Source organism: Ideonella margarita, from assembly GCF_038066635.1.
Lineage (GTDB): Bacteria > Pseudomonadota > Gammaproteobacteria > Burkholderiales > Burkholderiaceae_C > Ideonella > Ideonella margarita.
In genome coordinates this window covers 409,270-436,143 of the sequence record NZ_JBBUTI010000004.1, presented here as the reverse complement: position 1 = coordinate 436,143, position 26,874 = coordinate 409,270, and the positions used below count along the sequence as shown (strand labels likewise).

Sequence of the window (26,874 nt, the reverse complement as noted above, 5' to 3'; positions counted from 1 at the left end):
GGTGCGGCCTGCTGATCAACGGGCCAGCCGCATGGCGTTGGCAACCACCAGCAGCGAACTCAGTGCCATGCCCAGGCCGGCAGCCCAGGGCGGCAGATAACCGGCCAGCGCCAACGGGATGCAGGCCGCGTTGTAAACGGCAGCCCAAATCAGGTTCTGGCGAATCACGTTCAACGTGCGGCGCGCCAGTTGCACAGCCACCACAACATCCTGCAAGCGGTTCGACACCACGACCGCGTCGGCATGCGCCCGCGACACCAGCGCGCCCTGCCCCATCGCAAACGACACATCGGCCAGGGCCAGCACCGGCGCGTCATTCACGCCGTCGCCGACCATGCCCACGCGCTCACCGCGGGCCTGCGCTTGTGCAATCGCACAACGCTTGTCGTCTGGTGTGGCGTGGCCTAGGTAGTCCGACAGGCCGAGGCGTTGCGCCATGCTGGCCGCACGCGCCGGGCTGTCACCCGACAGCAAGCCCAGGGTCAGGCCGGCAGCCTTCAGACCGGCCACGGCGGTGACGGCGTCGGCGCGCAGTTGCTCATCCGCTTCAAAGCGCCAACGCGGCTGGCCTGCCGGGCCGAACCAGGTGACCAGTGCAGCGCCGCTGTCGGCCGTGTGTTCCTCGGCGCTATCCAGCGTCGATGTGACCTGCCCGGCACCCTGCACCCAGGCGAGTGAGCCCAGTCGCCAGGCCGTGCCGTCTGGCGCCACAGCCTCCAGGCCTTGGCCCGGCAACTCGTTCACGTCACGCCACACCCAGGCGCTGGCGCCGTCTTCATCGACGAGCAAGTCACTCTGAGCCACGGCCTGTGAAAGCGGATGGCGAGACCACCCTGCCAGCACCTTCGCGGCCGCCAAGGCGCCTGGCACCGGCGCGGCGTTGGTGGCCGCCAGCGTGTCCACCACCTGCTGCAGCATCGGGCGGTCTTCGGTCAGCGTGCCGGTCTTGTCGAGGTAGAGGCGCTTCAGGCCGGCCAGCGCCTCCAGCGCGTCCATGCGTTGCAGCATCACCCCGCGGCGCGCGAGTGCGCCGGTGGCTGCCACCAACGCGGCCGGCGCTGCCAGCGAGAGTGCGCACGGGCAGGTGACGATGAGCACCGACACGGCCACCCACACCGCCCGCGACGGATCAATCACCGACCAGACAGCGGCCGCACCCGCGGCCAGCAGCAACACGGCCCACAGGAACGGCCCCGCCCACCGGTCAGCCCGCCGTGCCCAGGCGGGGCGCTGGGTGAGTGCGTCGCGCATCAGGCTGACGATGGCCGCGTACCGCGTATCGGCGCCCACCTGCTCGACCAGCATGCACACGGGCGCGCCCACGTTCGCGCTGCCGCCCACCAGGTTGTCGCCGGATTGTTTGAGCACCGGACGCGATTCCCCGGTCAATACCGACTCATCGACCTGCGTCTGGCCTGCCGTCAGGCGGCCATCGGCCGGAAACGCCATGCCCAGCGCCACCTGCACCACATCGCCCCGGCGCAGGCGCTGCACGCTCACCAGCTCGGTCTGACCATCGGCGCCGAGGCGCAGCGCGGTTTCAGGCATGCCGGACACCGACTTTTCCAGCGCTTCCGCAGCGCGATGGCGGGCCGTCAGCTCGAGGAACCGTCCGCCCAGCAGAAAACTGACGAACATCGTGAACGAGTCGAAGTACACCTCGTGGCCAAACGGCCCCTGCGGATCAAAGGTGGCACCGGAGCTGGCGACGAAGGTCACGGCCAGGCCGATGGCCACCGGCACATCCATGCTGATGCGGCGCGCCTGAACGCTGTGCCAAGCCCCGCCAAAGAACGGGCCTGCGGCAAACAGCAGTGCCGGCAAAGAGACCAGCCAGCTGCCCCAGTTGAGCAACTGGCGCAAGTCTGGTGCGAGGCTGCCGTCGGTGGCCACGTAGCTCGGCGTGGCGAACATCATCACCTGCATGGCGCAGAAGCTGGCGACGAACAGGCGCCAGAGTGCGGTGCGGCGCTCCTTGCGGCGCAGCTCGCGGGCTTCGGCGGCGGCATCGGGCACGGCGTCGTAGCCGGCACCGCGCACGGCACGCACCAGCGCCGAGACCCGCGTGCGCGCCGGGTCCCAGGTGATCTGCGCCCGGTGGCCTGCGGCGCTGACCTGCACATCGAGCACGCCGTCAACCTTGGCCACGGCGGTCTCGATCAAGCCGGCACAGGCGGCACAGACCATGCCGCCGATCTGGAAAGAGGATTGCCCTCGGCGCTCACCACCGGCAAACTCGGTCCAGCGCGTGAAGCGCTGCATCTCCACCGGATCGTCTAGAACGTCCAGTTCGGAGCCTGCCTGCGGCAAAACGTCGGAGCTTGTTATCGTGGCGGTCATGGGATCGAACAACTGCCGACACGGTGCTCGGCAACTTCTTCCGATAATCTAGCCTGAACCCCGGGTTAACGACATGACATTTATCAAGACCAAGACCCTTCGCCGCCTACTCGGCGTCGCTTTGATGGCACTCGGTGTTCACCTCGTGGCCGAGGCCCAGGACGCCCCGCAGCGCCTGCCCGTCATCACCCTGCAGGCCGGCATGCACAACATCTCGGCGCAGTTGGCCAAGACACCGGAGCAGCGCCAGATCGGCCTGATGTTCCGCAAGGAGATGGCCAGCCACGAAGGCATGCTCTTCGCGTTTGAAGTGCCTGCCACCCAGTGCTTCTGGATGAAGAACACGCTGCTGCCGCTCTCGGCGGCCTTCGTGGCCGACGACGGCACCATCGTCAACATCGAAGACATGGCACCACAAACCGAAGCCTCGCACTGCTCGAAGAAGCCCGTGCGCTTCGTGCTGGAAATGAACCAGGGCTGGTTCGCCAAGCGCGGGTTGAAGGCGGGCAGCAGGCTCACCGGGCCCGCGTTTTCGGGCTGACTTCTCCAGCCCGGCGCGGCACGGCTCAGGCCGCCAGCGTGATCGTGAACCGCAGGCCGTCCACGTCCGGCCTTGACGCCACGACGATCTGACCACCCAGGCGCTGCACCACCTCACGGGCGATGGTCAGGCCCAGGCCCGTACCCCCGTCGTTGCGCAGATCCGCCCGATCACCGCGCCAGAAGGGCTCGAACAGGCGGCCAAGCTGATCCTGCGGCACGCCCGGCCCGTTGTCCTGCACGATGATCTGCGCGCCGCCTTCCGGCAGGCTGCTCACCCGCACCTCGATCAGGTTACCGCCGTAGAGGCAGGCGTTGTCCAGCAGGTTGTTCACCACCTCGCCCAGCCACAGCGCATGCGCTCGGGCCAGCACCGGCTGATCGGGCGCGTCCAGCGTCATCGTTCGGCCCTGCTTCAGGCTCTGCAGCACCATCGGCTCAGCGGCCTCGCGCAGCAAGGGCACCACATCCAGCGTCTGTTGTTCGGCGTCCACGGCCAGCGCCGTTTCCGAACGCGCCAGGCTGAGCAACTGCCCGATCAGGCGGCTCAGGCGGTCGGTCGATCGCCCCAACTGAGACAACAGCGGGCGCCAATGGCCGTCAGGCATGCCCGGTGAGGCGGCCAGCTCCTGGCTCAGCGTCTGCGCAAGCACGCGGATGCCCGCCACCGGTGTGCGCAGCTGGTGGGCCGCATCAGCCACGAAGCGTCGCTGCAACAAGATGGCCTGCTCCATTTCGGCCAGCAGCAGGTTGATGCGGTCGATCAGCGGGGCGGCCTCCTTGGGCACATTGCCCATCGGCAAGGGCCGCCAATCCTGGGTATCACGCCGGGCCACCTGCGATGCCACCTCCCGCAGGGGTTGCAGGCCACGGCGAATTGCCCAGCCAATCAAGCCGAAGGTGACGCTGCCCAGTGCCAGGGCGGGCAGCACGATGGAGAGCTGCAGGTCGCGCATCAGGGCCTGCCGCTTGCGGCGCGTCTCGACCACCACGATGGACACGCTGCGGTCCAGCATCGGCGAGGTCACCGAAAACACCACGCCGCGAACGGGCTCGGCATCAAAGTTGGCATCAAACACGCGCGGCTGCTCGAAGCTCTGCTGCCGCAACTCCGTGTCCGGCAGCGGCACCCGCGCATCGCCCGCCAGCGCATTGCCGTCGGCGTCGACCATGACGAAGCCGTTGCGGTCCTCGCGGTCCCAGGTCAGGATCTCCATCGTCTGACGACTCAGATCGAGCAAGGGCCCGCGGTCAGACCAGGTCAGCTTGGCTGCCAGCGCACTGACCTCGTCCTGCAAGCCGCGATCAAAGGCCAGGTTGGCGCTGGTCTTGGCGAGCGAGTACGAGCCGATCACCGCTGCCAGCAGCCCGACCAGCCAGCTCCACAGCAGCGGCCGCAGCAACTGGCTGCGCACGCTCGGCCCGCTGCGCGGCACCTGCATGCTCATTCGGAGAGGTCCGCGGACGCGCCCACGTCACTGGCCTCCATCACGTAGCCGAAGCCACGCACGGTGCGGATCACCACGCCCAGCTCGCCGAAACGCTTGCGCAGGCGGTGCACATACACCTCGACCGAATTGCCGCTGAAGTCAGACTCCCAGGTCGAAAGCTTGGCCACGATCGCGTCCTTGGCCACGACGCGGCCGGCCTTCTGCATCAGCATTTCGGTCAGGGCCAGCTCACGCGGGCTGAGTGCCACGCGCTCTCCGGCGTGCAGCAACTCCTTGTGAGTCAGGTCGAGCGTCAGGCCGCCCAGCACCAGGGTTTCGTCGATGCGGCCTTCAGACCGGCGCTTCAGTGCGCGGATGCGCGCCAGCAACTCGGGCAGATCGAAGGGTTTGACGAGGTAGTCGTCGGCGCCGGCATCGAGGCCACGCACGCGGTCGTTCAATTCATCGCGGGCGGTCAGCAGCAGCACCGGCATGCGCGCCCCGCGGGAGCGCCAGTGCCGCAGCACTTCCATGCCGTCGCGGCGGGGCAGACCCAGGTCGAGGATGCAGAGGTCGTACTGCACCAGCAAGCCCTCGCCCATCGCGCGCTCGCCGTCGCTCAGCACATCGACCTGCCAGCCTTCGCGCTCAAGGCCGCGCGCCACGCCCAGGCTCAGCGCCGGGTCATCTTCCACCAGCAAGATACGCATGCCCCACCCGTTGTCCAACTGCCAAAACGGGAGAGCGTACCAAACAAAAAGGCCGGCGCTGGGCCGGCCTTCTGAGTCAGGGCAAGAACCCGTCTCAGGCGAAGTTGGCTTCGGCGAAGGACCAGTTGACCAGCGAGGTCAGGAAGGTCTCGACGAACTTCGGACGCAGGTTGCGGAAGTCCACGTAGTAGGCGTGTTCCCACACGTCGATGGTCAGCAGGGCCTTGTCGCCCGTCGTCAGCGGGGTGCCGGCGGCGCCCATGTTGACGATGTCGACCGAGCCGTCGGCCTTCTTCACCAGCCAGGTCCAGCCGGAACCGAAGTTGCCGACGGCGCTCTTGGTGAAGGCTTCCTTGAAGGCAGCGTACGAGCCCCACTTGGCGTTGATGGCGTCAGCCAGGGCGCCGGTAGGCTCACCGCCGCCGTCCTTCTTCAGGCAGCTCCAGAAGAACGTGTGGTTCCAGATCTGGGCAGCGTTGTTGTAGACCGGGCCGGTCGAGGCCTTGACCACGGCTTCAAGGTCCTTGCCAGCGAACTCGGTGCCTTCAACCAGGTTGTTCAGGTTCACGACGTAAGCGTTGTGGTGCTTGCCGTGGTGGTATTCCAGGGTCTCGCGGCTCATGTGCGGAGCGAGGTCGTCGAGGCCGAACGGCAGCGAAGGCAGGGTGTATGCCATGGGAAGTCCTTTCAGGGGTGGTTCAACGAATGGGGCGCATTGTAGGCACGCCCATCTATTCCAGCCGCGCCGAGGGGCTTGGCCCGTTCAGCGTCACATCATCAACTTGCACCTGGGCGTGGCCGTCTGCCCACACCGCGCGCAGGCCTTGGCCCGGCGTCAGGCCGGCGGCCGACACGCGCGGCAAGCCGTCCGCATCCTCCATCCAGGCGTAGCCCCGCGCCAGCACCTGGCGGGGGTCGAGCGCCTGCAGCCTGGCGGCCTGCCGGGCCAGGCGCGTATCGGCTGCCAAACGCTGGCGCGTGCCGGCGCGCACCAGCCGCTCGCCCTGCAGCTGCAAACGCTGCTGCGCCCGGCTTACCGCCGTACGCAAGGCCGCTTCATGGCGCTGCGCCAGCAGGTCGAGGCGGGATGCCTGCAGGCGCACCGCCTGTGCCGGCCGCTGCAGCCGCAGCGACACGGTGTCGAGACGCTGCGCTGCCGCGTCCAGCCGCTGGGCCACGCGCCGCTGCAGATGGGCGGCGCGTTGCTGCAGCCCGCTGAGCAGATCATCACGCGAGGGCGTGGCGAGTTCAGCCGCAGCCGTGGGGGTGGCGGCGCGCAGATCCGCGGCCAGGTCGGCCAGCGTGATATCGGTTTCATGGCCCACGCCACACACCACCGGCAGATCGGAGTCAGCCACGGCGCGCACCACGCGTTCATCATTGAAAGCCCAGAGGTCTTCCAGCGAGCCACCACCGCGGCACAGCAGGATCATCTCTGCGCCCGGCACGCGGTTGGCCGCCTGCATCGCGGCAACGATGGCGGGCGGCGCCTCGGCGCCCTGCACCAGGGTCGGGCACAGCACCAGCGAGACATGCGGCGCACGCCGGCGGAAGCTCGTCAACACATCGTGCAAGGCCGCGCCCGACGCCGAGGTGACCAAGGCCACCCGCTGTGGCACGGCGGGCAAGGGGCGCTTGCGCTCAACCGCGAACAGCCCCATCGCTTCGAGACGGGCCTTCAGCTTGAGGAATTCTTCGTAGAGGGAGCCGGCGCCCACGCGCTGCATCGACTCCACCACCATCTGCAGCTCACCGCGCGCCTCGTACACGGCCAAGCGGCCACGCACATCGACCTGCTGGCCGTCGCGCGGCTGAAAGTCGAGCATCTGGGCCGAGCGGCGGAACATGGCGCAGCGCAGACCGGCAGCCGCGCCGTTCGCATCCTTGAGCGTGAAATAGACGTGACCGCTGGCGGCCCGGGTGAGGCCCGACAACTCGCCGCGCACCGTGACGGACGCAAACCGCGCCGCCAGGGCGTCACTGACCGCCAGCAGCAGCGAGCTTACCGACCAGGCCGGCGCGCCTGAACGGGCATTGAAGCCGTTTGCGCTCATCCGGCGCCCCCTTTTCGCACCAAATCACCGGGCGTCAGCGAGCTTGCTGACGAATGATATCCACGGTTGCAACTTGTCACGCAACAGCCCTCCCGACGGCCTTGAAAAGGCGCGCCTTCGGTGCAAGTCTTTGATTTATAAAGAAAAACAGGCGCTTCATTTTTAGGCAATCTGTTGGCGCGCCCGTAAAACACGGGTCGCAGCCCTCGTTTTGGGCACTTACCCACAAAGTTATCCACAGAAATTGTGGATGGTTCAGTGGGGCCGGTCGGTGTGGTGGCGCAAGCTCGCAACAACACGCAGATCAGGCTGCACATTGGGGACATAATCCGCGCGTCTTGACCCTGCCCGGCCGTTGGCCAGAGGACTTCTTGCTGTCGATCATACAAGCCGCTGGCTGGCCAATCTGGCCCCTCATCCTGTGTTCGGTGGCCGCTGTGGCCGTGATACTCGAACGTGCCCTGGCCTTGCGCCGCCCCAAGATCGCACCGGAAGGGCTCGTCGATGAGGTCATCACGGTGTGCCGCCAAGGCGTGCCGTCCAGCGACATGCTGAAGAAGCTGATCGACAACTCGCAGCTCGGCGAAGTGTTGGCATCCGGCCTGAAGCTGGCGGCCGTGGATCCGCGGGTGAACGAAGCCACGCTGCGCCAGGCGTTCGAGCTGGCGGGCCGCGTGGCCGCCCACCGGCTTGAGCGGTACCTCAATGCACTGGCAACGGTGGCCTCGGCGGCCCCGCTGCTGGGCTTGCTCGGCACCGTCATCGGCATGATCGAGATCTTCGGCTCGCAAGGCGGCAGCAGCACGGCCGGCAACCCGGCGCAGCTGGCGCAGGGCATCTCCATCGCGCTGTACAACACGGCGTTCGGCCTGATGGTGGCCATTCCCTCGCTGATGGCTCACCGCTACTTCCGTGGCTTGGTCAACGACTACCTCCACGACCTGGAAACGGGCGCTGAGCGACTGCTGCAGCACCTCGTGCGCACACCGCTGCGCGCCGCCTGAACACCCTGGTCCGACATGAACTTCCGTCGTCCGACCACCGATGAGCCGGAGATCAACCTGATCCCCTTCATCGACGTGCTGCTGGTGGTGCTCATCTTCCTGATGCTCTCCACGACCTACTCCAAGTTCACGGAGTTGCAGGTCAACCTGCCCGTGGCGAATGCCGAAGCGACCAAAGACCGCCCGGCTGAAATCATCGTCAGCGTGTCGGCCGAGGGCCGCTACGTGATCGACCGGCAGGCGGTGGAAGGCCGCAGCGTCGACACCCTCGCAGCTGCCCTGCGCACAGCCGCAGCCGACCGGAAAGATCCGTTCATCATCATTTCCGCGGATGCGACCGCCGCTCACCAATCGGTGATCAACGTGCTGGACGCGGCCCGCCGCGCAGGCCTGGCCCGGGTGACGTTCGCTGCACGCAGCGGCCAGGGCGACAGCGGCAACGCACCATGAGCCTGGGGGCCTGGCTCTCTGCATCGCTGCAAAGGGCCTGGTGGCAAAGCCGGCCCGGCGTGCTGGCGCAGGTACTGCGGCCGCTCTCGTGGCTCTACATCGCCCTGGCTGGTTTTGACCGCTGGCGTTGGCAGCGACATGCCACCGCCAGCCTGCCGGTGCCCGTGGTGGTGGTGGGCAACCTCATCGTGGGCGGTGCCGGCAAAACGCCCACCACACTCGCCCTGCTGCAGGCGCTTCAAGCGCGTGGTTGGCAGCCTGGGGTGGTGTCGCGCGGCTATGGCCGGCAAACCAAGGGCCCCTGCGCCGTGAGCCGAGACACGCCGGCCACCGAATGTGGCGACGAGCCCTTGCTGATCCATCTGCGCAGCGGCGTGCCCGTGCAGGTAGGCTCCGACCGCGCCGAGGCTGCCCGCCTGCTGCTGGCGCAAGACCCGAGCATCAACATCATCGTCTCGGACGACGGCTTGCAACACTGGCGCCTGCACCGCGACCTGCAGATCATCGTGTTCGATGACCGAGGCGCCGGCAACGGCCTCTGCCTGCCTGCAGGCCCGTTGCGCCAGCCTTTGCCGGCGGAGCTGCCGCCGAACAGCCTGCTGCTCTACAACGCCCGCGCCGCCAGCACCACCCTGCCCGGCCCGGTGGCTGCTCGCACGCTGGCGGGCGCAGTGCTGTTGAGCGACTGGTGGGCGGGCCGGCCCGCCGACATGCCGCTGCTGAATCAACTCGCCGAGGCCTCGCGCCAGCAACCCGTGCTGGCCGCAGCGGGCCTGGCCGAGCCCGAACGCTTCTTCCGCATGCTGGAGGCAGCAGGCGTGCGCCTGCGTCGGCTGCCGCTCGCCGATCACGCGGAGCTGCCCGGCGCGCCTTGGCCGGCCGATGAAGCGGACGTGCTGATCACCGAAAAAGACGCCGTGAAGCTGCGCCCGGGCCAGCCGGGCACCACCGGCCCGACGCGCATCTGGGTGGTGGCGCTAGACTTCGCCCTCCCCGATGTTTTTTACCAGGCGCTCGACCGCGCCCTGCAACCTTTTCCCCGAGCCCGCCATGACCATTGACCACCGCCTGATCGACCTGCTGGTGTGCCCCGTCTGCAAGGGCGCCCTGACGTTGCGCCGCGACGAGCAGGCGCTGCCGGTTGAGCTGATCTGCCCGGCCGATCGCCTGGGCTTTCCGCTGCGCGACGGCATTGCCGTGATGCTGGAGAACGAAGCCCGCGTGCTGCCTGCCGAGGAGCAGGTGTGAGCTTTCATGTGTTGATTCCGGCGCGGCTGGCCTCCAGCCGCCTGCCTGACAAACCGCTGGCTGATCTCGGCGGCAAGCCGATGGTGGTGCGGGTGGCTGAGCGCGTGGCCGGTGCCGGTGCGTTGAGCGTGACCGTGGCCACCGACCATGAGCGCATTGCCTCGGCCTGTGAGGCCCATGGCGTTCGGGTGGTGATGACCCGCGTCGACCATGCAAACGGCAGCGACCGCCTGGCCGAAGCCTGCAGCCTGCTGAGGCTCGATGGCGACGACATCGTGGTGAACGTGCAAGGCGACGAGCCGCTGATCGACCCCGCATTGGTCAGCGCCTGCGCTGAGCTGCTGCAGGCGCGCCCGGAATGCAAGGTGGCCACCGCCGCCCACGAGATTCACGACGTCGTCGACTTCGCCAACCCCAATGTGGTGAAGGTGGTGACCGACGCTCTGGGCCGCGCGCTGTATTTCAGCCGAGCCCCCCTGCCCTGGTGGCGCGACGGCTCGCAGCCTGGCCAGCCGGCGCTGCCGCAAGGCCATGCGCTGCGCCACATCGGCCTGTATGCCTACCGCGCCGGCTTCCTGCGCAGCTTCCCGACGCTGGCGCAATCGCCGCTGGAACACATCGAGGCGCTGGAGCAATTGCGCGTGCTGTGGCACGGCGAGCGCATCGCCGTGTACCGCGCGGAATCAGCGCCCGCGGCCGGTGTGGATACGCCTGAAGATCTGGCCCGCGTTCGCCGGATTTTCACAGGGTAAGCCCCGCCGTTCACAGCCCGGGCCGTCAGGCTCGTGCAGGGATGGGCGTGCTATCCTCAAAGCAAACATGAGCGCAGGTTTTCCCGCCTGCGCCGGCTGCTTTTTGCAGCCAGCAAGAATCATCATTCGAGAGGCAATTTCATGCGACTGATCCTGTTGGGCGCGCCCGGCGCCGGCAAAGGAACCCAAGCCAGCTTCATCTGCCAGAAGTACGGCATTCCGCAAATTTCGACCGGCGACATGCTGCGCGCCGCTGTCAAGGCTGGCACCGAAATGGGCCTGGCCGCCAAGAAGATCATGGACGCTGGCGGCTTGGTCAGCGACGAGATCATCATCGGCCTGGTGAAGGAACGCATCACCCAGGCGGACTGCGCGAACGGTTTCCTGTTCGACGGTTTCCCGCGCACCATTCCGCAAGCCGACGCCATGAAGGCCGCCGGCGTAAAGCTGGATCTGGTGCTGGAAATCGACGTGCCTGACACCGCGATCATTGAGCGCATGAGCGGCCGCCGCGTGCATGTGGCCTCGGGCCGCACCTACCACGTCAAGTTCAACCCGCCGAAGGTGGCTGGCCAGGACGACGTGACGGGTGAAGAGCTCATCCAGCGCAAGGACGACGAAGAAGCAACCGTGCGCACCCGCCTCGAGGTGTACCAGGCGCAAACCCGTCCGCTGGTGGACTACTACGGCGAATGGGCCGCAACCGGTGACGCACAGGCACCCCGCTATCGCAAGATTTCGGGCCTGGGCACGGTGGAAGAAATCACCGGCCGCGCGCTGGAAGCCCTGACCAGCTGATCGCTTGCCTGGCACAGGCACCTTCGGGTGCTGCGCCAAAACCCCAACGGGCCGCCAGTGTGCGGCCCGTTGGCGTTTTGGCGGCCTGCCTGCATGCGGCCCACCTGCATCGGGCCAGCCACCGTTTTCCCGGGTGCAGGCCGTGCTCAACTTGACGCACAATTGACGTTTACGTCAACGTCAACCGCAGCGCCACCAGGCCCACGAGGCCGGCGCGCAGCTCAAGGAGAAACAACATGGACATCGCAGGCAAGGTTTTCATCGTCACCGGCGGCGCCAGCGGCCTGGGTGAAGGCACGGCACGCATGCTGACCGCCAACGGCGCCAAGGTGGTGATCGCCGACTTGCAGGCCGACAAGGGCGCAGCCCTGGCGGCTGAGCTGGGCGGCGTCTTCGTGCGCTGCGACGTGAGCCAGGAAGCCGACGGCCGCGCCGTGGTGGCCGCCGCCACCGGACTGGGCAAGCTGATGGGCCTGGTGAACTGCGCCGGCATCGCCCCGGCCGTGAAAACCGTGGGCAAGGAAGGCGCGCATCCGCTGGACACCTTCACCAAGGTCATCACGGTGAACCTGGTGGGCAGCTTCAACATGATTCGCCTGGCCTCCGAAGCCATGTGCAAGAACGAGCCGGAAGCCACAGGCGAGCGCGGCGTGATGATCAGCACGGCCAGCGTCGCGGCCTATGACGGCCAGATCGGCCAAGCCGCTTATGCCGCCAGCAAGGGCGGCGTGGTGGGCATGACGCTGCCGATCGCCCGTGACCTGGCGCGCAACGGCATCCGCAACATGACCATTGCTCCGGGCATCTTCGGCACGCCGATGCTGTTCGGCATGCCGCAGGAAGTGCAGGACGCACTGGCCGCCAATGTGCCCTTCCCCAGCCGCCTGGGGACCCCGGCTGACTATGCAAAGCTGGTGCACCAGATCATCACCAACGAGATGCTGAACGGCGAAGTCATTCGTCTCGATGGCGCCATTCGCCTGGCACCGCGCTGAGTCTTTCTGCGCCAAACATCAACGGGCCTTCGGGCCCGTTTTTTTTCGAGGTCATCGTCGTACTGCGTGGTCAGCAGACATGAAAAAAGCCCCGAGGCTTGCACCTCGGGGCTTCAGGACTTCAGTTCAGATCAGGAGATCAGAACTTCTTGTCGTAGCTGACCGACAGCTTGACCGAGCGTGCCGGGGTGTAGCTCAGAACACGGCCGTAGGTCGGCAGGATCGAGCTGGAGTCACCGTCGGTTTCGTGCACTTCTTCAACCGCCTGGGCGATCTGCGAATTGAACACGTTGAACACTTCAACACGCAGAGCCAGACCCTTGATGGTGTCGGGCTTGTACGTCAGGCTGGCGTCCAGGCGACGGTCCCAAGGCAGGTTGCCTGCGGTACCACGAGGCGACGGCGAGGTCACACCATTGACCGTGCAGTAACGATAGGCAGAGCCGTAGCTCAGCTGGTAATCGTCAAAGCTCTGGCTCTGGCCATCAGGATAGTTGCCGATACAGTTACGCGGACGGCCCGAAGCCAGCAGCAGGTTGGCACCCACCGTGAATTCCGGGGTGATGTCGTACGTGCCGAAGGCCTTGATCTGGTGACGACGATCGCCTGGCAGGTAGCCGTAAGCGCCTTGCATCAGCTCAGGGTGGTCCCAGGTCTGGGTGGCAGCCACGTCGGTCTGAGCCACGTCAGACAGGGTCTGGCCTTCGGTGTTGCCCTTGTTCTTGGCGTACGTGTAGGTCACCTTGCCATACCAGCCGTTCTTCAACGGGTGCTCGGCGTACAGGTCCAAGGCGGCGTAAGTACGCTTGGCCTTGTCGAAGCCCAACTGCTCCTTGGTCAGGTGCACCTTGGTGTAGTTGCCCTTGCCCGAGTAGTCGATCAGGAAGTCGTTGGCGACGCCCGGGTTGAAGGACGCGCAACCGAAGCCACCCCAGTTCGTCGTGTCGATCTTGTTATCGACAGCGTACTGGTCAAAAGCACGCGGATCGCACAAGTCGTCGATGGTCGAGTTCAGGCGACGGTAGGTCAGGCGTGCACCCACCACCAGTTCGTCAGACAGCGCCTTGTCGAGGCCCAGGCTGATTTCGTCCTGGCTGCTCGGCTTCATGTCCTTGGCAGACACGGTGTTCGCGTCCTTGGCTTGGCCGTATTCGTTGTTCGACGAGTACGGATCACCCAGGTTCACGCGGCCGATCGGGGCGCCGTTGGCGTCCACGCCGGTGTACACGAAGAACTGGCGGGTGAAGGTCGATCGGCTGGCGCCGCGGACTGCCAAGTGGGTCGGGATCTGCACTGCGTAACGACCAGCGCTACCGTAGACCTTGGTCGACGAATCACCAGCGACGTCCCACGAGAAGGCCAGACGCGGATTGATCTGGTTCTTCATCTCCAGGAAGGTCTCGCCGTCACCGTTCTTGTTGGCGTACTGCTCATTGCGCAGGCCAGCGGTGACTGCCAGGTTCTTGGTGATCTGCCACTTGTCTTCAATGTACTGGGCCGACTGGTCCGAGTAGGCATTGGTGACCGTGTTGAAGATCTGCTCGCGGCCATAGTAGTAGCGGCCACCAGACACCAGTGCACCTGCGGCGCCGACGGACGTCTTCATGCCGGTCGGGATCAGACCTGCGGAAGTCGTCGAGGCGTAAACATACACGCCGTTGCCAGCGTAGTACTCACCAGCATTGGTCGAGGCCAGCTTCACGCGGTCGATACCACCACGGATGCTGTGGTCGCCCAGGCGGTATTCCAGGTCCAGACGCTGGGCCTTGACCGTGTCTTCAGCACCGGCGCCGAGCACGCGCGTGCCAAACGGAATCGGGTACACATTCTTGTACGTGAAGCCCGGGTACACGGCGGTACCGGAGGCGCTCACCTGACGGATCTGCGAGTTGACGTCAACACCAGCGTAGTTGTTGATGTGCGGCGTCTTGCTCTTGCCGACCAGAGCCGTCAAGGTCAGGTCGTCGGTCAGGTAGCTGGTGTACTTCAGGATCTGGCTCGAGGCACCCACGCCATTGTTATGGTCAGGTTGGTTCGTGAACAGACCGGTCGACGTCACCACGCCATTGCGGGCGTCGTTGGCATAGCTGTAGCCAGACAGCTTGTCGGTTTGCGCGTAGCGGTCACCGATCAGGGTCAGCTCCAGGCGGTTGTCCGACGTGATGTTCCAGTCGAACTTGCCCAGGTAACGGGTGGTGGTGTCGTCCTTGTCAGACCAGCCAGCGGTGGCGGTGTTCAGGCCTTCAACCGAGTTCACCAGGGTGCCCGAGGTCGTGTTCAGCTTTTCAGCTGCCACGAACATGAACAACTGGTCCTTGATCAGCGGGCCGCCAACGTAGGCGCCAATGCTGGTCGAGTCAGCCGAGTTGCCGGTACGGCGGCGGAACAGCTTGCCATCGGTGTCTTCATTGCCCGGTGCGCCAGTGACCGGGTAGTAGATGTCACGCGACTTCGCACGCAGTGCGTTCGGCGTCAGGCTGAAGTTGAAGCCAGCTTCCCATTCGTTGGTGCCGCTCTTGGTGGTGATGTTCACCACGCCGCCGATGGATCGGCCGAATTCAGCACCGAAACCACCGGTCAGCACCTGGGCCTGGCCCACGGCGCCGAAAGGCAGTTCCGACGAACCCAGCTGGTTCAGCGGGTTGGTAACGGGGAAACCGTTGATGTAGTACGAGTTTTCCGAAGGAGCGCCGCCACCGATGCTGGCACCACCCGAATAACGGGGGTCAGCACGCGTGGTGTTCGGAGCCAGCTGGATGATGGCGTCGACATTACGGGCGATCGGCAGTGCAGCCAGTTGCTTCGAAGTGAAGGTCGAGCCATTGTTGCTCGAGGACACGTCGATCTTGGCAACCTTGCCAACGACCTGCACGGTCTGGGTGCCACCGACGGCAGCAGCGGCGAAGATGGCTTCGCTACCCTGGCCAATCAGCACGTCGATGTTGTCAGCGGTGCTGACGACAGCGCCGTTGCGCAGCACGGTGACCTTGTAGGTACCGGTCGGCAGCGAGGTGGCGGTGAAGCGACCGGAGGCGTCCGGCGTCAGGGTGCGCTTGGCACCGGTGGCGGTGTTTTCAACCACAACGGTGGTACCGGCCACGGCTTGCACCGTACCGAAGATGTTGCCCGTCGCGTTGGACTGCGCATAGCCAGCGCTCGATGCCACGCACAGGCCGACGGCCACGGCGATGGCGGAATGACGCCAGATGCTGGTCGTAGTGTTGTTAGCCACTCAGTTCTCTCCAGAAAGGTTGATCGATAGACCCAGTTCCGTAGCAAGGCACATGCCGGTCTTGTGAAGCCTTGATGAACCCACTACGAAAACGTGTGAAAACATTGTGCGGGACTCGCACCCGCCCCCCATAGTAGGGAAACCCTTTTTGAGGTGCCCGCGACACGAACTGTTGCTAATTCGCAAAAGTTCCCTGACCCATCGAATCAATTTTCTGAGCCGCTGGAGAGTCGGTTCAGGGCATGAAAAAAGACCCGGCACGCCTATGACGCCCGGGTCTTTGCGGCACTCAGCAGTGCCCTGTTTTTCAGCGGTGTCAGTGCCAGCCGATGAGCACGTCGCGGCCCTCCACCACCAGTTGCACCTTCATGCCAAAAGGCATGGTCACCTTGGTGTCGACATGGCCAAACGGCAGGCCCGTGAGGATCGGCGTCTTGGTGACCGTACGCAGGTGCGCCAGCATGCCCTTGAGGTCGTAGCCGCGGTCCAGCAGCGACTTTTTCCAGTCGGTGATGCCGCCCAGCAGCACGGCCTTCTGCTGGTCCAGCACGCCGGCCTGGTGGAGTTGCAGCAGCATGCGCTCAACGCGGTACGGGTGCTCGTTCACGTCCTCGACGAACAGCAGACCGCCCTTCACTTTTGGCCAGTGCGGCGTGCCCAGCAGCGACGTCAATACCGTCAGATTGCCACCCCACAAGACGCCCTTGGCCTGCAGGCCGTCATGGCCTTCAGCGGTGCGAAAACCCACCGCTTCCAGTTCCCCCGTCATGGCTTCTGCAAAACAATCCGGCGTCACTTCGTCCAGCGTCTCACGGCCGAAGTCGTCGGCCGCCAAGGGGCCGCACCAACTCTGTGCGCCGGTGTGCGCCAACAGGCCCATCTGCAGGGCGGTCAGATCGCTGTAGCCCACCCAACGCGTGCCCTGCTCCACGCTGCGCGCCAACAGTTTCCAGTCGATGCGGTCAAGCAAGCGGGTGAGGCCGTAGCCGCCCCGGCTGGCCAGTGCCACGTCGGGCGCCTGTTTGGCGACTCGGTGGATGGCAGCGAGGCGCGTGTCATCGTCACCACCAAATCGCTGGTGCTTGGCCAGCGCAGCCTCGTCGATGTTCACATCAAAGCCCAGCGCCTTGAGGCGACGCGCCGCCAGCTTCAACGGGCCGACTTGCAGCAGCACGCCAGAGGGCGTGAACAGGGTGAGGGACAACGCGCTCATGGGCGACTCCGTGACATCAGAGAGGTAGGTCGGGGTGATGCGGCAACTCCATCGCATCACCGGCGGGAATGTGATCGTCATGCCCGCAGGCGTGCGCTGATGAGCCGGGCAAGGTCCCGGGCACCAAACCAGGGATCACGACTGGCTCAACGGATGAGCCCAGCGACGCTTTCATGGCATCGCGCTCGGCTTTTTTCTGGGCGCGGCGCTCGGCAAAGAAGTCGCGCAGCACCTGGCCGCAGGCGTCTTCCATCAGGCCGCCCTGCACCAAGGTATGGTGATTCAGCTGGGCTTGCGCGAAGAGATCAACCACCGAGCCAGCCGAACCGGTCTTGGCATCGCGGGCACCAAACACCACGCGCTTGAAGCGTGCGTGCAACAGGGCCATGGCGCACATGGCGCAGGGCTCCAGGGTGACGAACAGCTCGCAGTCGGGCAGCCGGTAGTTCTCGAGCAACTGGGCGGCGTGGCGCAGGGCCACGAGCTCGGCGTGGGCGGTGGGGTCGTGGGTGGTGATCGGGCGGTTGTAGCCGGTGGCGATCACCTGCCCTGCCCGCATGATGACGGCACCGACAGGCACCTCACCGATGAGCCAGGCGTTCTGCGCCTGGCTCAGGGCCAGACGCATCGCGGCCTCGTCCTGGGGCGACCATGTCTGCGTCATCACACCCTCGGCGTCATTCCCACTCGATGGTGGCGGGCGGCTTGCTCGAGACGTCGTAGGTCACGCGGTTGATGCCGCGCACTTCATTGATGATGCGGCCCGACACGCGCTTGAGCAGGCTGTACGGCAGCTCGGCCCAGTCGGCAGTCATGAAGTCGCTGGTCTGCACCGCGCGCAGCGCCACCACGTAGTCGTAGGTGCGGCCGTCGCCCATCACGCCCACGCTCTTCACCGGCAGGAACACCGTGAAGGCCTGGCTGGTCAGGTCGTACCAGCTCTTGCCGGTGGCCGGGTCAATGGTGGCACGCAGCTCTTCGATGAAGATGGCGTCAGCGCGCTGCAGCAGCAGGGCGAACTCGGGCTTCACTTCGCCCAGGATGCGCACGCCCAGGCCCGGGCCCGGGAACGGGTGGCGATAGACCATGTCGGGTGGCAGCCCCAGGGCCACACCCAGCTCACGCACTTCGTCCTTGAACAGCTCGCGCAGCGGCTCGAGCAGCTTCAGACCCAGCTGTTCCGGCAGGCCACCCACGTTGTGGTGGCTCTTGATGGTCGTGGCCTTCTTGGTCTTGGTGCCACCGCTCTCCACCACGTCCGGGTAGATGGTGCCCTGGGCCAGCCACTTGGCGCCCTTCACATCGGCGCCTGCGGCCTTCAGCTTCGCGGCCTCGGCCTTGAACACCTCCACGAATTCGCGGCCGATGATCTTGCGCTTCTGTTCGGGGTCGGTCACGCCTTGCAGGTGGCCCAGGAACTGGGCGCTGGCGTCCACGTGGACCACCTTGGCTTGCAGCCGGCCGGCGAACATTTCCATGACCATCTTGCCTTCGTTCAGGCGCAGCAGGCCGTGATCGACGAACACGCAGGTCAGCTGGTCGCCAATGGCGCGGTGGATCAGCGCAGCTGCCACCGACGAATCAACGCCACCGCTCAAGCCCAGGATGACTTCCTCATCGCCCACCTGCTCGCGGATGCGGGCCACGGCTTCCTCAATGTAATTGCCCATGATCCAGTCGCCCTGGCAACCGGCGATCTCGCGAGCGAAACGCGTCAGCATCGCGGCGCCCTGCACCGTGTGGGTGACTTCCGGGTGAAACTGGACGGCGTAGTAGCCCTTGTCCTCGTTGGCCATGCCCGCGATCGGGCAGCTCGGGGTCGAGGCCAGCAGCTTGAAGCCTTCGGGCAGGCGGGTGACCTTGTCACCATGGCTCATCCACACCTTGAGCATGCCGTGGCCTTCAGGCGTGCTGAAGTCTTCGATGCCATCCAGCAGGCGGGTATGGCCATGGGCCCGCACCTCGGCGTAGCCGAACTCGCGGGAATCGCTCCACGACACTTCGCCACCCAGCTGCACGGCCATCGTCTGCATGCCGTAGCAGATGCCCAGCACGGGCACACCCAGGTCCCACACGGCCTGCGGCGCGCGCAGCTGGTGGTCTTCGTAGGTGCTGGCGTGGCTGCCCGACAGGATGATGCCCTTGGGCGCGAAGCTGCGGATGAACTCGTCGGAGACGTCGTTCGGATGGATCTCGCAGAACACATGCGCTTCACGCACGCGACGCGCGATCAGCTGGGTGACTTGCGAGCCGAAATCGAGGATCAGGATCTTGTCATGCATGGTGAGCACTCAGGCAGTTGCGCCGCCAGCGGGCGCAGAAGTCGAGGAAGAAGATTCGCGGCGGAAATGCCGCACGGCCAGCACGGTGGCCACGGCCTGCAAGGCCGCACAGAGAAAGAACGGCGCACCGATGCGCCAGTCGCCCTTGGGCAGGTGCGACACCACACCGAGCAGCGCAGCGCCCAGCACCGGAGCGAAAACGGCCGTCAGGCTGTTGAGCGAGGCCACGGCGCCCATGGTGCGCCCCTGGGAATGTTCATCAGCGGCGTTCGAGACGATGGTCTGGATCGCCGTTGTGGCCATGTAGCCAAACAGGTTCAGCACCACCACCGCATACATCATCCAGCCCTCGGTGGCTGCGCCCCACAGGCCATAGCAGATGGCCGACGACACCAGGCCCATCAGCGCGATGCGTTGCGGGCTGATGTGCTTGAGCGCAATGCGGATCAAACCGCCCTGCACCAGCACCGACATGACACCGACAGCGAACAGCGACCAGCCGTTTTCCTTCGGGCCCCAGCCGAACTTGAAGCCGGTGTAGAGCACCCAGGTGGTGTGCATGACGAATTGCGCCAGGCTGGCCAGCCCGATGACGGCGACGAGCGAGCCGACGCCTTGCAAGCCGGTGAGTTGCTTCAGCGACGCCACCGGATTGACCTTGCGCCAGTTGATGGCTGCACTGCGGCGCTCCACCGGCAGCGATTCCGGCAACACGAACACACCGTAGGCGGCGTTCAGCACCGCCAGCCCGCCCGCCACGTAGAACGGCAGATGCAGGTCAATCGCGCCGAGCAAGCCGCCCATCACCGGCCCGAGCACAAAGCCCATGCCGAACATGGCGCCCAGCATGCCGAAGCGCTTGGCGCGCTCCTCAGGCGTGGAGATGTCAGCCACGTAGGCCTGCGCCACCGCGGCATTCGCCTGCAGCGCACCACTGACCAGCCGCACCGCCACCAGCATCCACAAGGCCGTGGCCAGGCCCGTGACCAGGAAGCTCAAGGCCAGCCCGGTGAAACCCATCAACAGCACGGGCCGCCGGCCATAGCGGTCAGACAGCGCACCCAGCACCGGCGAGCCAAAGAAGTTGGCGAAGCCGAAGGCAAAGGTGACCACGCCGTACCAGAACGCATGCTCGGCCTGGTTGCCGGTGAACGTGCCCACCAGCGGGGGCAGCACCGGGATGATCAGGCCGATGGCGATCATGTCGATCAGCACGGTGATCATGATGAACGGCATGGCGGCTTCGCGACGGCGAGGGGTCAAGCCAGGGTCAGGCAAGGTCATCGAAGGGGGTGCCCCAAGCTTCAGAAATGTCGGCGCCCGGACAGTGCCGGGCGCCGCGGGTGGTGAACCGGAGAGATCACTCCATCCGGTAGTTCGGTGCTTCCTTGGTGATCTGCACGTCGTGGACGTGGCTCTCACGGATGCCGGCCGACGTGATCTCGACAAACTCGGCGCGTTCGCGCATTTCGTCGATCGTGGCGCAACCGCAGTAGCCCATCGACGCCTTCAGGCCACCAGCCATCTGGTAGACGATGGAGATCATCGAGCCCTTGTAAGGCACGCGACCTTCAATGCCTTCGGGCACCAGCTTGTCGGCGTTCGGGTTGGCGGCTTCGTCGTTCTCCTGGAAGTAACGATCGGCCGAGCCTGCCTTCATCGCGCCGATCGAGCCCATGCCGCGGTAGCCCTTGTAGCTGCGACCCTGGTACAGGAACACCTCGCCCGGCGATTCTTCGGTGCCGGCGAACATGCCGCCCATCATCACCGAGCTGGCGCCTGCGGCGATCGCCTTGGCGATGTCACCGGAGTAGCGGATGCCGCCGTCAGCGATCAGCGGCACGCCGGTGCCCAGCAGCGCGGTGGCGACGTTGTCGATCGCCGTGACCTGGGGCACGCCCACGCCGGCCACGATGCGGGTGGTGCAGATGGAGCCCGGGCCAATGCCGACCTTCACGCCGTCGGCGCCGGCTTCAGCCAGTGCCAGCGCAGCTGCGCCGGTGGCGATGTTGCCGCCGATGACGTCGACCTGCGGATAGTTGCGCTTGACCCAGCGCACGCGCTCGATCACGCCCGACGAGTGGCCGTGGGCGGTGTCCACCACCAGGGCGTCCACGCCGGCAGCCACCAGCAGCTCGACGCGCTCTTCGGTGCCCTCACCCACGCCGACCGCCGCACCCACGCGCAGCTTGCCGTGTGCATCACGGGCGGCGTTGGGGAAGCTGGTCTGCTTGGTGATGTCCTTGACGGTGAACAGGCCGCGCAGTTCGTCGGCGGCGTTCAGCACCAGGACGCGCTCCAGCTTGTGCTGGTGCATCAGGCCCTTGGCTTCAGCCAGCGAAGCGCCTTCCTTGACGGTGATCAGGCGCTCACGCGTGGTCATGATGTCGCGGACGGGGGCGTCGAGACGGGTCTCGAAGCGCAGGTCACGGCCGGTGACGATGCCCACCACCCGGCCGTTTTCAACGACGGGGAAGCCGGAAATGCCGTGCTGACGAGACAGCTCGATCACATCACGCACCCGGGCGCCGGGGGCGATGGTGATCGGGTCTTTCAGCAAGCCGGATTCGTAGCGCTTGACGCGCGCCACTTCGGCAGCCTGCTGCTTGGCCGTGAGGTTCTTGTGGACGATCCCCATGCCGCCTTCCTGTGCGATCGCGATCGCCAGGCGGGCCTCAGTCACCGTGTCCATGGCCGCTGAAACCAGCGGCAGGTTCAACACGATGTTGCGGGAAAGACGGGTGCTCAGCGACGTGTCGCGAGGCAGGACTTGAGAGAATGCAGGGACCAACAACACATCGTCGAAGGTCAGCGCTTTGCCGAGTAGGCGCATGTGGAAAGCTCCAGACGCAAAAGTCGATTATACGGAACAAGCGACCGACCTGTCGCAAGGGCACACACTTCTTGCCACCCTGCCCGCCTGCCCGGGGCTAAACTATCCGCGCAACTATCCAGCTCCCAGCCATGAAGCCGACCCGCCTGACCCTGCTCGCCCTCACCCTGACGCTCGCCGCTGGCCTGGGCCATGCGCAAGCCATCTGGAAGTGGAAGGACAAGGACGGACGCATCCAGATCAGTGACCGCGCACCACCGAATGACGTTCCGGCCCGCGACATCCTGAGCCAGCCGGCCGGCACATCCAGCAAGGCCGCTGCCGCCGCACCGGCACCTGTAGCCGATGCGACCAAGGCGGCGCCAGCAGCGCCTGCCGCCTCCGGCGTCGACAGTGCCCTGGAAAAGAAGCGCAAACAAGATGCTGCCGACAAGGCCAGCCAACTGGCCGCTGCACAAGCCGCAGACAAGGCCCGCGTGGCCGCTGCCAAGGCAGAAAACTGCAGCCGCGCTCGCGGGCACATGGCGGCGCTGGAGAGCGGTCAGCGCATGTCACGCATGAACGCGAATGGTGAGCGCGAATTCCTGGACGACCAGGCCCGGGCCGCTGAATCTGCGCGCACGCGCCAGATGATGGACAGCAATTGCCAGTAACGGCCAGCCGCCCGGGCACTGCTGCTGCCCGGCGCGCTCAAGCCTTGTTCTTGCGGTAGCGCTGGCGCCGCGCTTCCTTCGGGTCCACCTTCAACGGCCGGTAGATTTCCACCCGGTCGTGGGGCCGCAGCAGCGTGTCCAGCGGCCGCAGCTTCATCCAGATGCCCACCGTCACCTGATCGACCGAGCCCAGGCCATGCCGGGCCAGCAGCCCGCTCGCATTCAGCGCGTCCATGGCCGTGCTGCCGGGAGGCAGGCTCAGCTCCACCATGTCCAGCTCACGCGGGCCGGCACTGTAGGCCACGATCACGGGCAAGGGGCGCGGGTTGTCAACGGGGGCCATGCACTTGCTCCGCGCGGGTCACGAACGAATCGACAAAGGTGTTGGCCACACGGTCAAACACGGGGCTGAGCACGGCTTCAAGCGGGCGGCTGGAAAACGCGTACCGCAGATCAAACTCGATCTTGCACGCCGTGGCCGTGCCATCGCCGCCCGGCTTGCTCAACGGCAGAAACTGCCAGGAGCCCTCCAGCATCGAAAAAGGGCCATCGACCAGCTTCATCAACAAGGAGCGATCAGGCACATGCACGTTGCGGGTGGTGAAGGCGTGCCGCACGCCCGCGTAAGACAGGTGAATGCGCGCAGTCACACCGTCGTCGTGCTGGGTGACAACTTCGGTGCGATCGCACCAAGGCAGGAAGCTCGGGTAGGCCGGCACATCAGTGACCAGGCGGTACATCTCGGCGGGCGTGTACCAGAGCAGAACAGACTTCTTGACGTGCTTCATACAATGCAGTCATTTTAGGGGCCGCCGTCATACTGCGTCGGCCCGCATCGCCAAGAGCCCATGTCCGCAAACATCGCCGAAAACCGCCGCGCCCGCTTTGAGTACCACATCGAGGAACAGTTCGAGGCGGGTGTGGTGCTGTCTGGCTGGGAGGTCAAGTCCATCCGGGCCGGCCAGGTCCAGCTGACCGACGGCTACGTGACGATCCGCGACGGCGAGCTGTTCCTGATCGGCTGCCGCATCAATGCGCTGCGCTCGGCCTCCACCCACGTGAGCCCGGAAGCCGACCGCACCAAGAAGCTGCTGATGCACAAGGACCAGATCAAGCGTCTGGTCGGCAAGGTTGAGCAGCGCGGCTTCACGCTGGTGCCGCTGAACCTGCACTACAAGGGTGGCCGGGTGAAGGCGGAAATCGCGCTGGCCAAGGGCAAGGCCCAGCACGACAAGCGCGAAACCGAGAAGCAACGCGACTGGGACCGCGAAAAGGGCCGCCTGATGCGCCACAAGGTGTCGGGCCCGGGCAAGGATTGAGCATGACGCCCGCCGGGCTGTACCCGCCGATCGAGCCTTTTGACACCGGCACCCTGCAGGTGGATGACATCCACACGCTGTACTGGGAGCGGTGCGGCAACCCGGACGGCATCCCGGTGGTGTTTCTGCACGGCGGGCCCGGCGCGGGCATCTCGCCCACCAGCCGCCGCTTCTTTGATCCAGCGCGCTATCACATCGTCCTGCTGGACCAGCGGGGCGCAGGCCAATCGACGCCGCTGGGTGAATGCCGCAACAACACCACAGACCTGCTGATCGACGACATCGAACAGCTGCGCATGCAGTTCGGCATCTCGCAGTGGCTGGTGTTCGGCGGCTCCTGGGGCTCGACCCTGTCGCTGGCCTATGCCCAGGCGCACCCTGATCGCTGCCTCGGCCTGGTGCTGCGCGGGATCTGGCTGGGCACCCGTGAAGAGATCGACTGGTGGCTCTACGGCATCCGCAACTTCTTCCCGCGGGAATGGCAGGCCTTTGCCGACCAGGTGCCGCCCGAGGAACGCAACGATTTGCTGGCCGCCTACCAGCGGCAACTGCACAGCCCTGACGCCCTGGTGATGCGCAGCGCTGCCCGTGCCTGGAGCCGTTACGAAGGCTCCTGCCTGCAACTGCGGCCGGAGCCCGCAACCGCGGACGCGTTCTCTCAAGACGCCATGGCCATCGCCGTCGGGCGGCTGGAAGCGCATTACTTCAGCCACGAAGCGTTCCTGTCGCCGGGGCAATTGCTGGCCAACATGCACCGCATCGCCCACCTGCCCGGCTTCATCGTGCATGGGCGCTACGACGTGATCTGCCCGGTGCGCTATGCGCATGATCTGGCCGACCAATGGCCCGGCGTGACGCTCGAGGTGGTGGCCGACGCCGGTCACACCTCCATGGAGCCAGGTATCGCCGAGGCGCTGGTGCGCGCCACCGATCGCTTCGCCCGCCTTCGCCACTTCCGCTGAGCAGGCCGTTCCCTCCGAACGCGTGACAAGGTTCACGCAAGCAGCGTCCAACTGGGGCCATGAGGCAGCGCCCCAGGCTCCACCACGCATTACCGGCTTAACCGATCGGTACATGGGTCGATATACCGGCAGCGTGATGGTTGGCAGGCCGTATCGGCAGCCGCGTCAACGCCTAGCATTGACCGGAGACCGCTGCCCATGCGATCTGACCCTCGTTTGTCGACGCCCTGGCTTGCCATTGGCCCAGGCCGCTTTGCGAAGCTCGCAGGTGGCTGGCTGCTGGTCGCCGCTGGCGTCTGGGCGGGCGGCGCGACGGGCCTGGCCCTCGGAGCCCTCGGCGCCGCGCTGCTGACCTCGCTGCAGGCGCAGGCCGCGGCCAACGCCGCCACCGACGATGCTGCGCCCGCGCTTTCGTTTCCTGCGCCATCCACGCCTGCGCCGGCCCCTGTCGCCCCTCTGCCGCCCGCAGAGCCCGAGAGCGGCACCCGCCTGATGGCGCAAGCCGTGGTGCCCGTCTGGCGCAACCAGATGGACGCCACCATGGTGACCGGGGAGACCGGCATGGCCACCTTGATGGTCGGCACCACCGCCATTGCAGATGCCTTGTGGACGATGTCCGAACAGCTGGAAAAGGCCGCGGCCGACACAGGCCCCGATGCGTCACCAGCCCAGGCTGCCCAGGCCGCGCAATGGCAGACCGACGCCTTGATGTTGCGTGACCTGCTCGACCAGTTGCTGACGCATTGCCAGTACGGCGATCGCCAGACCCAGATGATCCAGATCCTGGCGACCGACATGGACCGATTCACGGCCGAGTTGCCCGGCTTTGCCACCGCCACCGAGGACGACGCCACCCAATGGCTGGCCCGGCTGGAGAACAGCTACACCACGGACGAACAGCGCGCCCAGCACAACGGCGAAGCCGTCGTGGCGAGCACTTGCACCGTCGATTTCTTCTGAGGCCGGCCACGCGCGCCGACCGAGACAACACATCAAGGAGTGACCACCCATGAGCAAAACCGTGATGATCATCGATGACTCCGGCAGCTTCCGGACCATCGTCAAGCTGGCCCTGCAGAAGGCCGGCTACACCGTGGTCGAGGCCTGTGACGGCCAGGACGCACTGCAGAAGCTGGAAGGCCAGAAGCTGAACCTGGTGGTCTGCGACGTGAACATGCCCAACATGGACGGCATCACGTTCGTGAAGCACCTGAAGGCCTCGCCGGCCCACAAGTTCCTGCCCGTGATCATGTTGACCACCGAGTCGCAGGAAGCCAAGAAGGCCGAAGGCCGCGCCGCGGGCGCACGTGCCTGGATCACCAAGCCTTTCCAGCCGTCCCAACTGGTGGACGCCGTCAGTCGCCTGTGCGTCTGACCAGACAGATCAAGACAGACAAGGCAAGCGAGCAATCCCATGAGCAAGACTGTGATGCTGGTAGATGATTCGGCGACGGTGCGGCAGATCATGCGCGTCGCCATGGAGCGCAGCGGCTATTCCGTGATCGAAGCCGCTGACGGCGAAGCAGCGCTGGAGCTGCTCGACGGCCGTCGCCTGAGCGTGGTGGTCTGCGACGTGGCCATGCCGCGTCTCGACGGTCTGTCGTTCCTCAAGGCGATGCGCGCGAAGCAGGATTACCGCTTCACGCCGGTCGTGATGCTGACCACCGAATCGCGCCCGGAGCGCAAGCAGGAAGGCCGCGAAAACGGCGCCCAGGCCTGGGCCACCAAGCCCTGCCCGCCCTCCCAGTTGATGGACATCATCAAGCGGCTGGCCGTATGAGCGAGACCATGGCCCCGCGCATCGGCCCGGAGTTCACCATCGTGCACGCCGCCGCCCACCGCGAAACGCTGCTGGCTGCCCTGGGCACCTGCCCGGGTGACCTGACGCTGGCGCTGGACGACGTGATGGAAGTGGACAGCAGCGCCGTGCAGTTGCTGCTGGCACTGCGCCGCACGCTGCAGGAGCGAGGCCACCAGTTGCGGCTGACATCGATCAGCCGCCCCGTGCATGACGTGCTGGCGTTGTATCGCCTGCAGTGGCTGGCCGACTGAGCCACCG

Annotated in this window: 28 protein-coding genes; 15 read left to right on the top strand and 13 right to left on the bottom strand. The window is 65.9% G+C overall.

Annotation, left to right across the window (positions count from 1 at the left end; genetic code table 11):
- Window positions 1–15: 15 nt before the first annotated feature.
- Window positions 16–2,340 carry a heavy metal translocating P-type ATPase gene (locus AACH00_RS07385; protein ID WP_341398434.1) on the bottom strand — a complete coding sequence of 775 codons (2,325 nt, stop codon included), beginning with the start codon at window positions 2,338–2,340 and terminating at the stop codon, window positions 16–18.
- A gap of 73 nt (window positions 2,341–2,413) precedes the next feature.
- On the opposite strand from AACH00_RS07385, the gene AACH00_RS07380 reads away from it, so the two are divergent.
- Entirely contained in the window at window positions 2,414–2,881 is a 468-nt protein-coding gene (locus tag AACH00_RS07380) for a DUF192 domain-containing protein (RefSeq protein ID WP_423221907.1), read from the top strand.
- A gap of 25 nt (window positions 2,882–2,906) precedes the next feature.
- Here AACH00_RS07380 and AACH00_RS07375 read toward each other — a convergent pair whose 3' ends face one another.
- The 4 genes from AACH00_RS07375 to xseA form a co-directional block, all read right to left on the bottom strand.
- Window positions 2,907–4,328, bottom strand: coding sequence for a sensor histidine kinase (locus AACH00_RS07375; RefSeq protein ID WP_341398432.1), 1,422 nt, complete (start codon window positions 4,326–4,328; stop codon window positions 2,907–2,909).
- On the bottom strand, window positions 4,325–5,020 hold the full coding sequence (locus AACH00_RS07370) for a response regulator (RefSeq protein ID WP_341398431.1): 696 nt from the start codon (window positions 5,018–5,020) through the stop codon (window positions 4,325–4,327). The genes AACH00_RS07375 and AACH00_RS07370 overlap by 4 nt, the downstream gene beginning before the upstream one ends.
- A 94-nt stretch (window positions 5,021–5,114) precedes the next feature.
- Window positions 5,115–5,696: a superoxide dismutase gene (locus AACH00_RS07365; RefSeq protein WP_341398430.1), complete on the bottom strand. Its 582-nt coding sequence runs from the start codon at window positions 5,694–5,696 to the stop codon at window positions 5,115–5,117.
- Window positions 5,697–5,751: 55 nt separating this feature from the next.
- A complete protein-coding gene (gene xseA / locus AACH00_RS07360) occupies window positions 5,752–7,074 on the bottom strand; it encodes an exodeoxyribonuclease VII large subunit (protein WP_341398429.1) in 1,323 nt (440 codons plus the stop codon).
- Between the two features lie 371 nt (window positions 7,075–7,445).
- Between xseA and AACH00_RS07355 the strand changes: the two genes are divergently transcribed.
- The 7 genes from AACH00_RS07355 (at window position 7,446) to AACH00_RS07325 (ending at window position 12,321) form a co-directional block, all read left to right on the top strand.
- A complete protein-coding gene (locus AACH00_RS07355) occupies window positions 7,446–8,078 on the top strand; it encodes a MotA/TolQ/ExbB proton channel family protein (RefSeq protein ID WP_341398428.1) in 633 nt (210 codons plus the stop codon).
- Window positions 8,079–8,093: 15 nt separating this feature from the next.
- The gene (locus tag AACH00_RS07350) at window positions 8,094–8,528 is read left to right on the top strand and encodes an ExbD/TolR family protein (protein WP_341398427.1); all 435 of its coding nucleotides are present in this window, start codon (window positions 8,094–8,096) and stop codon (window positions 8,526–8,528) included.
- Window positions 8,525–9,589 (top strand): tetraacyldisaccharide 4'-kinase, encoded by a 1,065-nt coding sequence (gene lpxK / locus AACH00_RS07345; RefSeq protein WP_341398426.1) that lies wholly within the window; start codon window positions 8,525–8,527, stop codon window positions 9,587–9,589. Before AACH00_RS07350 ends, lpxK begins: the two co-directional genes overlap by 4 nt.
- Window positions 9,579–9,776 (top strand): Trm112 family protein, encoded by a 198-nt coding sequence (locus AACH00_RS07340; protein WP_423221906.1) that lies wholly within the window; start codon window positions 9,579–9,581, stop codon window positions 9,774–9,776. The genes lpxK and AACH00_RS07340 overlap by 11 nt, the downstream gene beginning before the upstream one ends.
- Complete coding sequence (gene kdsB / locus AACH00_RS07335) at window positions 9,773–10,528, top strand: 3-deoxy-manno-octulosonate cytidylyltransferase (RefSeq protein WP_341398425.1); 756 nt, start codon at window positions 9,773–9,775, stop codon at window positions 10,526–10,528. The genes AACH00_RS07340 and kdsB overlap by 4 nt, the downstream gene beginning before the upstream one ends.
- A 141-nt stretch (window positions 10,529–10,669) precedes the next feature.
- The gene (gene adk, locus AACH00_RS07330) at window positions 10,670–11,326 is read left to right on the top strand and encodes an adenylate kinase (protein ID WP_341398424.1); all 657 of its coding nucleotides are present in this window, start codon (window positions 10,670–10,672) and stop codon (window positions 11,324–11,326) included.
- A gap of 236 nt (window positions 11,327–11,562) precedes the next feature.
- Complete coding sequence (locus AACH00_RS07325) at window positions 11,563–12,321, top strand: 3-hydroxyacyl-CoA dehydrogenase (protein ID WP_341398423.1); 759 nt, start codon at window positions 11,563–11,565, stop codon at window positions 12,319–12,321.
- A 139-nt stretch (window positions 12,322–12,460) separates the two neighbouring features.
- Here AACH00_RS07325 and AACH00_RS07320 read toward each other — a convergent pair whose 3' ends face one another.
- The 6 genes from AACH00_RS07320 to guaB all read right to left on the bottom strand — a co-directional run bounded on the left by AACH00_RS07320 (window position 12,461) and on the right by guaB (window position 21,881).
- Window positions 12,461–15,553, bottom strand: a complete 3,093-nt coding sequence (locus tag AACH00_RS07320; RefSeq protein WP_341398422.1) for a TonB-dependent receptor — start codon at window positions 15,551–15,553, stop codon at window positions 12,461–12,463.
- A 316-nt stretch (window positions 15,554–15,869) separates the two neighbouring features.
- Window positions 15,870–16,766, bottom strand: coding sequence for an LD-carboxypeptidase (locus AACH00_RS07315; protein ID WP_341398421.1), 897 nt, complete (start codon window positions 16,764–16,766; stop codon window positions 15,870–15,872).
- Window positions 16,767–16,782: 16 nt separating this feature from the next.
- Window positions 16,783–17,430: a tRNA adenosine(34) deaminase TadA gene (gene tadA, locus AACH00_RS07310; protein WP_341398420.1), complete on the bottom strand. Its 648-nt coding sequence runs from the start codon at window positions 17,428–17,430 to the stop codon at window positions 16,783–16,785.
- 13 nt (window positions 17,431–17,443) lie between these two features.
- Window positions 17,444–19,048 (bottom strand): glutamine-hydrolyzing GMP synthase, encoded by a 1,605-nt coding sequence (guaA, locus tag AACH00_RS07305; protein WP_341398419.1) that lies wholly within the window; start codon window positions 19,046–19,048, stop codon window positions 17,444–17,446.
- 9 nt (window positions 19,049–19,057) lie between these two features.
- The gene (locus AACH00_RS07300) at window positions 19,058–20,311 is read right to left on the bottom strand and encodes a TCR/Tet family MFS transporter (protein WP_341398418.1); all 1,254 of its coding nucleotides are present in this window, start codon (window positions 20,309–20,311) and stop codon (window positions 19,058–19,060) included.
- Between the two features lie 97 nt (window positions 20,312–20,408).
- Entirely contained in the window at window positions 20,409–21,881 is a 1,473-nt protein-coding gene (gene guaB, locus AACH00_RS07295) for an IMP dehydrogenase (protein ID WP_341398417.1), read from the bottom strand.
- A 131-nt stretch (window positions 21,882–22,012) separates the two neighbouring features.
- On the opposite strand from guaB, the gene AACH00_RS07290 reads away from it, so the two are divergent.
- Window positions 22,013–22,534 (top strand): DUF4124 domain-containing protein, encoded by a 522-nt coding sequence (locus AACH00_RS07290; protein WP_341398416.1) that lies wholly within the window; start codon window positions 22,013–22,015, stop codon window positions 22,532–22,534.
- A gap of 37 nt (window positions 22,535–22,571) precedes the next feature.
- On the opposite strand, the gene AACH00_RS07285 is transcribed toward AACH00_RS07290, so the two are convergent.
- Window positions 22,572–22,877, bottom strand: a complete 306-nt coding sequence (locus AACH00_RS07285; protein WP_341398415.1) for an RnfH family protein — start codon at window positions 22,875–22,877, stop codon at window positions 22,572–22,574.
- Window positions 22,864–23,322 (bottom strand): type II toxin-antitoxin system RatA family toxin, encoded by a 459-nt coding sequence (locus tag AACH00_RS07280; RefSeq protein ID WP_341398414.1) that lies wholly within the window; start codon window positions 23,320–23,322, stop codon window positions 22,864–22,866. The genes AACH00_RS07285 and AACH00_RS07280 overlap by 14 nt, the downstream gene beginning before the upstream one ends.
- 60 nt (window positions 23,323–23,382) lie before the next feature.
- On the opposite strand from AACH00_RS07280, the gene smpB reads away from it, so the two are divergent.
- The 6 genes from smpB (at window position 23,383) to AACH00_RS07250 (ending at window position 26,867) form a co-directional block, all read left to right on the top strand.
- Entirely contained in the window at window positions 23,383–23,853 is a 471-nt protein-coding gene (gene smpB / locus AACH00_RS07275; protein WP_341398413.1) for an SsrA-binding protein SmpB, read from the top strand.
- A 2-nt stretch (window positions 23,854–23,855) separates the two neighbouring features.
- Complete coding sequence (pip, locus tag AACH00_RS07270) at window positions 23,856–24,815, top strand: prolyl aminopeptidase (RefSeq protein ID WP_341398412.1); 960 nt, start codon at window positions 23,856–23,858, stop codon at window positions 24,813–24,815.
- 198 nt (window positions 24,816–25,013) lie between these two features.
- A complete protein-coding gene (locus tag AACH00_RS07265; RefSeq protein ID WP_341398411.1) occupies window positions 25,014–25,775 on the top strand; it encodes a hypothetical protein in 762 nt (253 codons plus the stop codon).
- 49 nt (window positions 25,776–25,824) lie between these two features.
- Window positions 25,825–26,190 carry a response regulator gene (locus AACH00_RS07260; RefSeq protein ID WP_341398410.1) on the top strand — a complete coding sequence of 122 codons (366 nt, stop codon included), beginning with the start codon at window positions 25,825–25,827 and terminating at the stop codon, window positions 26,188–26,190.
- Between the two features lie 39 nt (window positions 26,191–26,229).
- On the top strand, window positions 26,230–26,595 hold the full coding sequence (locus AACH00_RS07255; protein WP_341398409.1) for a response regulator: 366 nt from the start codon (window positions 26,230–26,232) through the stop codon (window positions 26,593–26,595).
- The gene (locus AACH00_RS07250; RefSeq protein WP_341398408.1) at window positions 26,592–26,867 is read left to right on the top strand and encodes an STAS domain-containing protein; all 276 of its coding nucleotides are present in this window, start codon (window positions 26,592–26,594) and stop codon (window positions 26,865–26,867) included. Before AACH00_RS07255 ends, AACH00_RS07250 begins: the two co-directional genes overlap by 4 nt.
- The last annotated feature ends 7 nt before the right edge of the window (window positions 26,868–26,874 follow it).

Excerpts from the sequence above, each read along its gene's own strand:
- AACH00_RS07265 (WP_341398411.1), top strand. The coding sequence starts at position 25,014 with ATGCGATCTGACCCTCGTTTGTCGACGCCCTGGCTTGCCATTGGCCCA.
- AACH00_RS07260 (WP_341398410.1), top strand. The coding sequence starts at position 25,825 with ATGAGCAAAACCGTGATGATCATCGATGACTCCGGCAGCTTCCGGACC.
- AACH00_RS07380 (WP_423221907.1), top strand. The coding sequence starts at position 2,414 with ATGACATTTATCAAGACCAAGACCCTTCGCCGCCTACTCGGCGTCGCT.
- AACH00_RS07375 (WP_341398432.1), bottom strand. The coding sequence starts at position 4,328 with ATGAGCATGCAGGTGCCGCGCAGCGGGCCGAGCGTGCGCAGCCAGTTG.
- lpxK (WP_341398426.1), top strand. The coding sequence starts at position 8,525 with ATGAGCCTGGGGGCCTGGCTCTCTGCATCGCTGCAAAGGGCCTGGTGG.
- AACH00_RS07315 (WP_341398421.1), bottom strand. The coding sequence starts at position 16,766 with ATGAGCGCGTTGTCCCTCACCCTGTTCACGCCCTCTGGCGTGCTGCTG.
- AACH00_RS07365 (WP_341398430.1), bottom strand. The coding sequence starts at position 5,696 with ATGGCATACACCCTGCCTTCGCTGCCGTTCGGCCTCGACGACCTCGCT.
- AACH00_RS07290 (WP_341398416.1), top strand. The coding sequence starts at position 22,013 with ATGAAGCCGACCCGCCTGACCCTGCTCGCCCTCACCCTGACGCTCGCC.
- AACH00_RS07385 (WP_341398434.1), bottom strand. The coding sequence starts at position 2,340 with ATGACCGCCACGATAACAAGCTCCGACGTTTTGCCGCAGGCAGGCTCC.
- AACH00_RS07370 (WP_341398431.1), bottom strand. The coding sequence starts at position 5,020 with ATGCGTATCTTGCTGGTGGAAGATGACCCGGCGCTGAGCCTGGGCGTG.
- pip (WP_341398412.1), top strand. The coding sequence starts at position 23,856 with ATGACGCCCGCCGGGCTGTACCCGCCGATCGAGCCTTTTGACACCGGC.
- AACH00_RS07350 (WP_341398427.1), top strand. The coding sequence starts at position 8,094 with ATGAACTTCCGTCGTCCGACCACCGATGAGCCGGAGATCAACCTGATC.
- smpB (WP_341398413.1), top strand. The coding sequence starts at position 23,383 with ATGTCCGCAAACATCGCCGAAAACCGCCGCGCCCGCTTTGAGTACCAC.
- AACH00_RS07325 (WP_341398423.1), top strand. The coding sequence starts at position 11,563 with ATGGACATCGCAGGCAAGGTTTTCATCGTCACCGGCGGCGCCAGCGGC.
- xseA (WP_341398429.1), bottom strand. The coding sequence starts at position 7,074 with ATGAGCGCAAACGGCTTCAATGCCCGTTCAGGCGCGCCGGCCTGGTCG.
- AACH00_RS07280 (WP_341398414.1), bottom strand. The coding sequence starts at position 23,322 with ATGAAGCACGTCAAGAAGTCTGTTCTGCTCTGGTACACGCCCGCCGAG.
- AACH00_RS07285 (WP_341398415.1), bottom strand. The coding sequence starts at position 22,877 with ATGGCCCCCGTTGACAACCCGCGCCCCTTGCCCGTGATCGTGGCCTAC.
- AACH00_RS07250 (WP_341398408.1), top strand. The coding sequence starts at position 26,592 with ATGAGCGAGACCATGGCCCCGCGCATCGGCCCGGAGTTCACCATCGTG.
- adk (WP_341398424.1), top strand. The coding sequence starts at position 10,670 with ATGCGACTGATCCTGTTGGGCGCGCCCGGCGCCGGCAAAGGAACCCAA.
- tadA (WP_341398420.1), bottom strand. The coding sequence starts at position 17,430 with ATGACGCAGACATGGTCGCCCCAGGACGAGGCCGCGATGCGTCTGGCC.
- guaA (WP_341398419.1), bottom strand. The coding sequence starts at position 19,048 with ATGCATGACAAGATCCTGATCCTCGATTTCGGCTCGCAAGTCACCCAG.
- guaB (WP_341398417.1), bottom strand. The coding sequence starts at position 21,881 with ATGCGCCTACTCGGCAAAGCGCTGACCTTCGACGATGTGTTGTTGGTC.
- AACH00_RS07255 (WP_341398409.1), top strand. The coding sequence starts at position 26,230 with ATGAGCAAGACTGTGATGCTGGTAGATGATTCGGCGACGGTGCGGCAG.
- AACH00_RS07340 (WP_423221906.1), top strand. The coding sequence starts at position 9,579 with ATGACCATTGACCACCGCCTGATCGACCTGCTGGTGTGCCCCGTCTGC.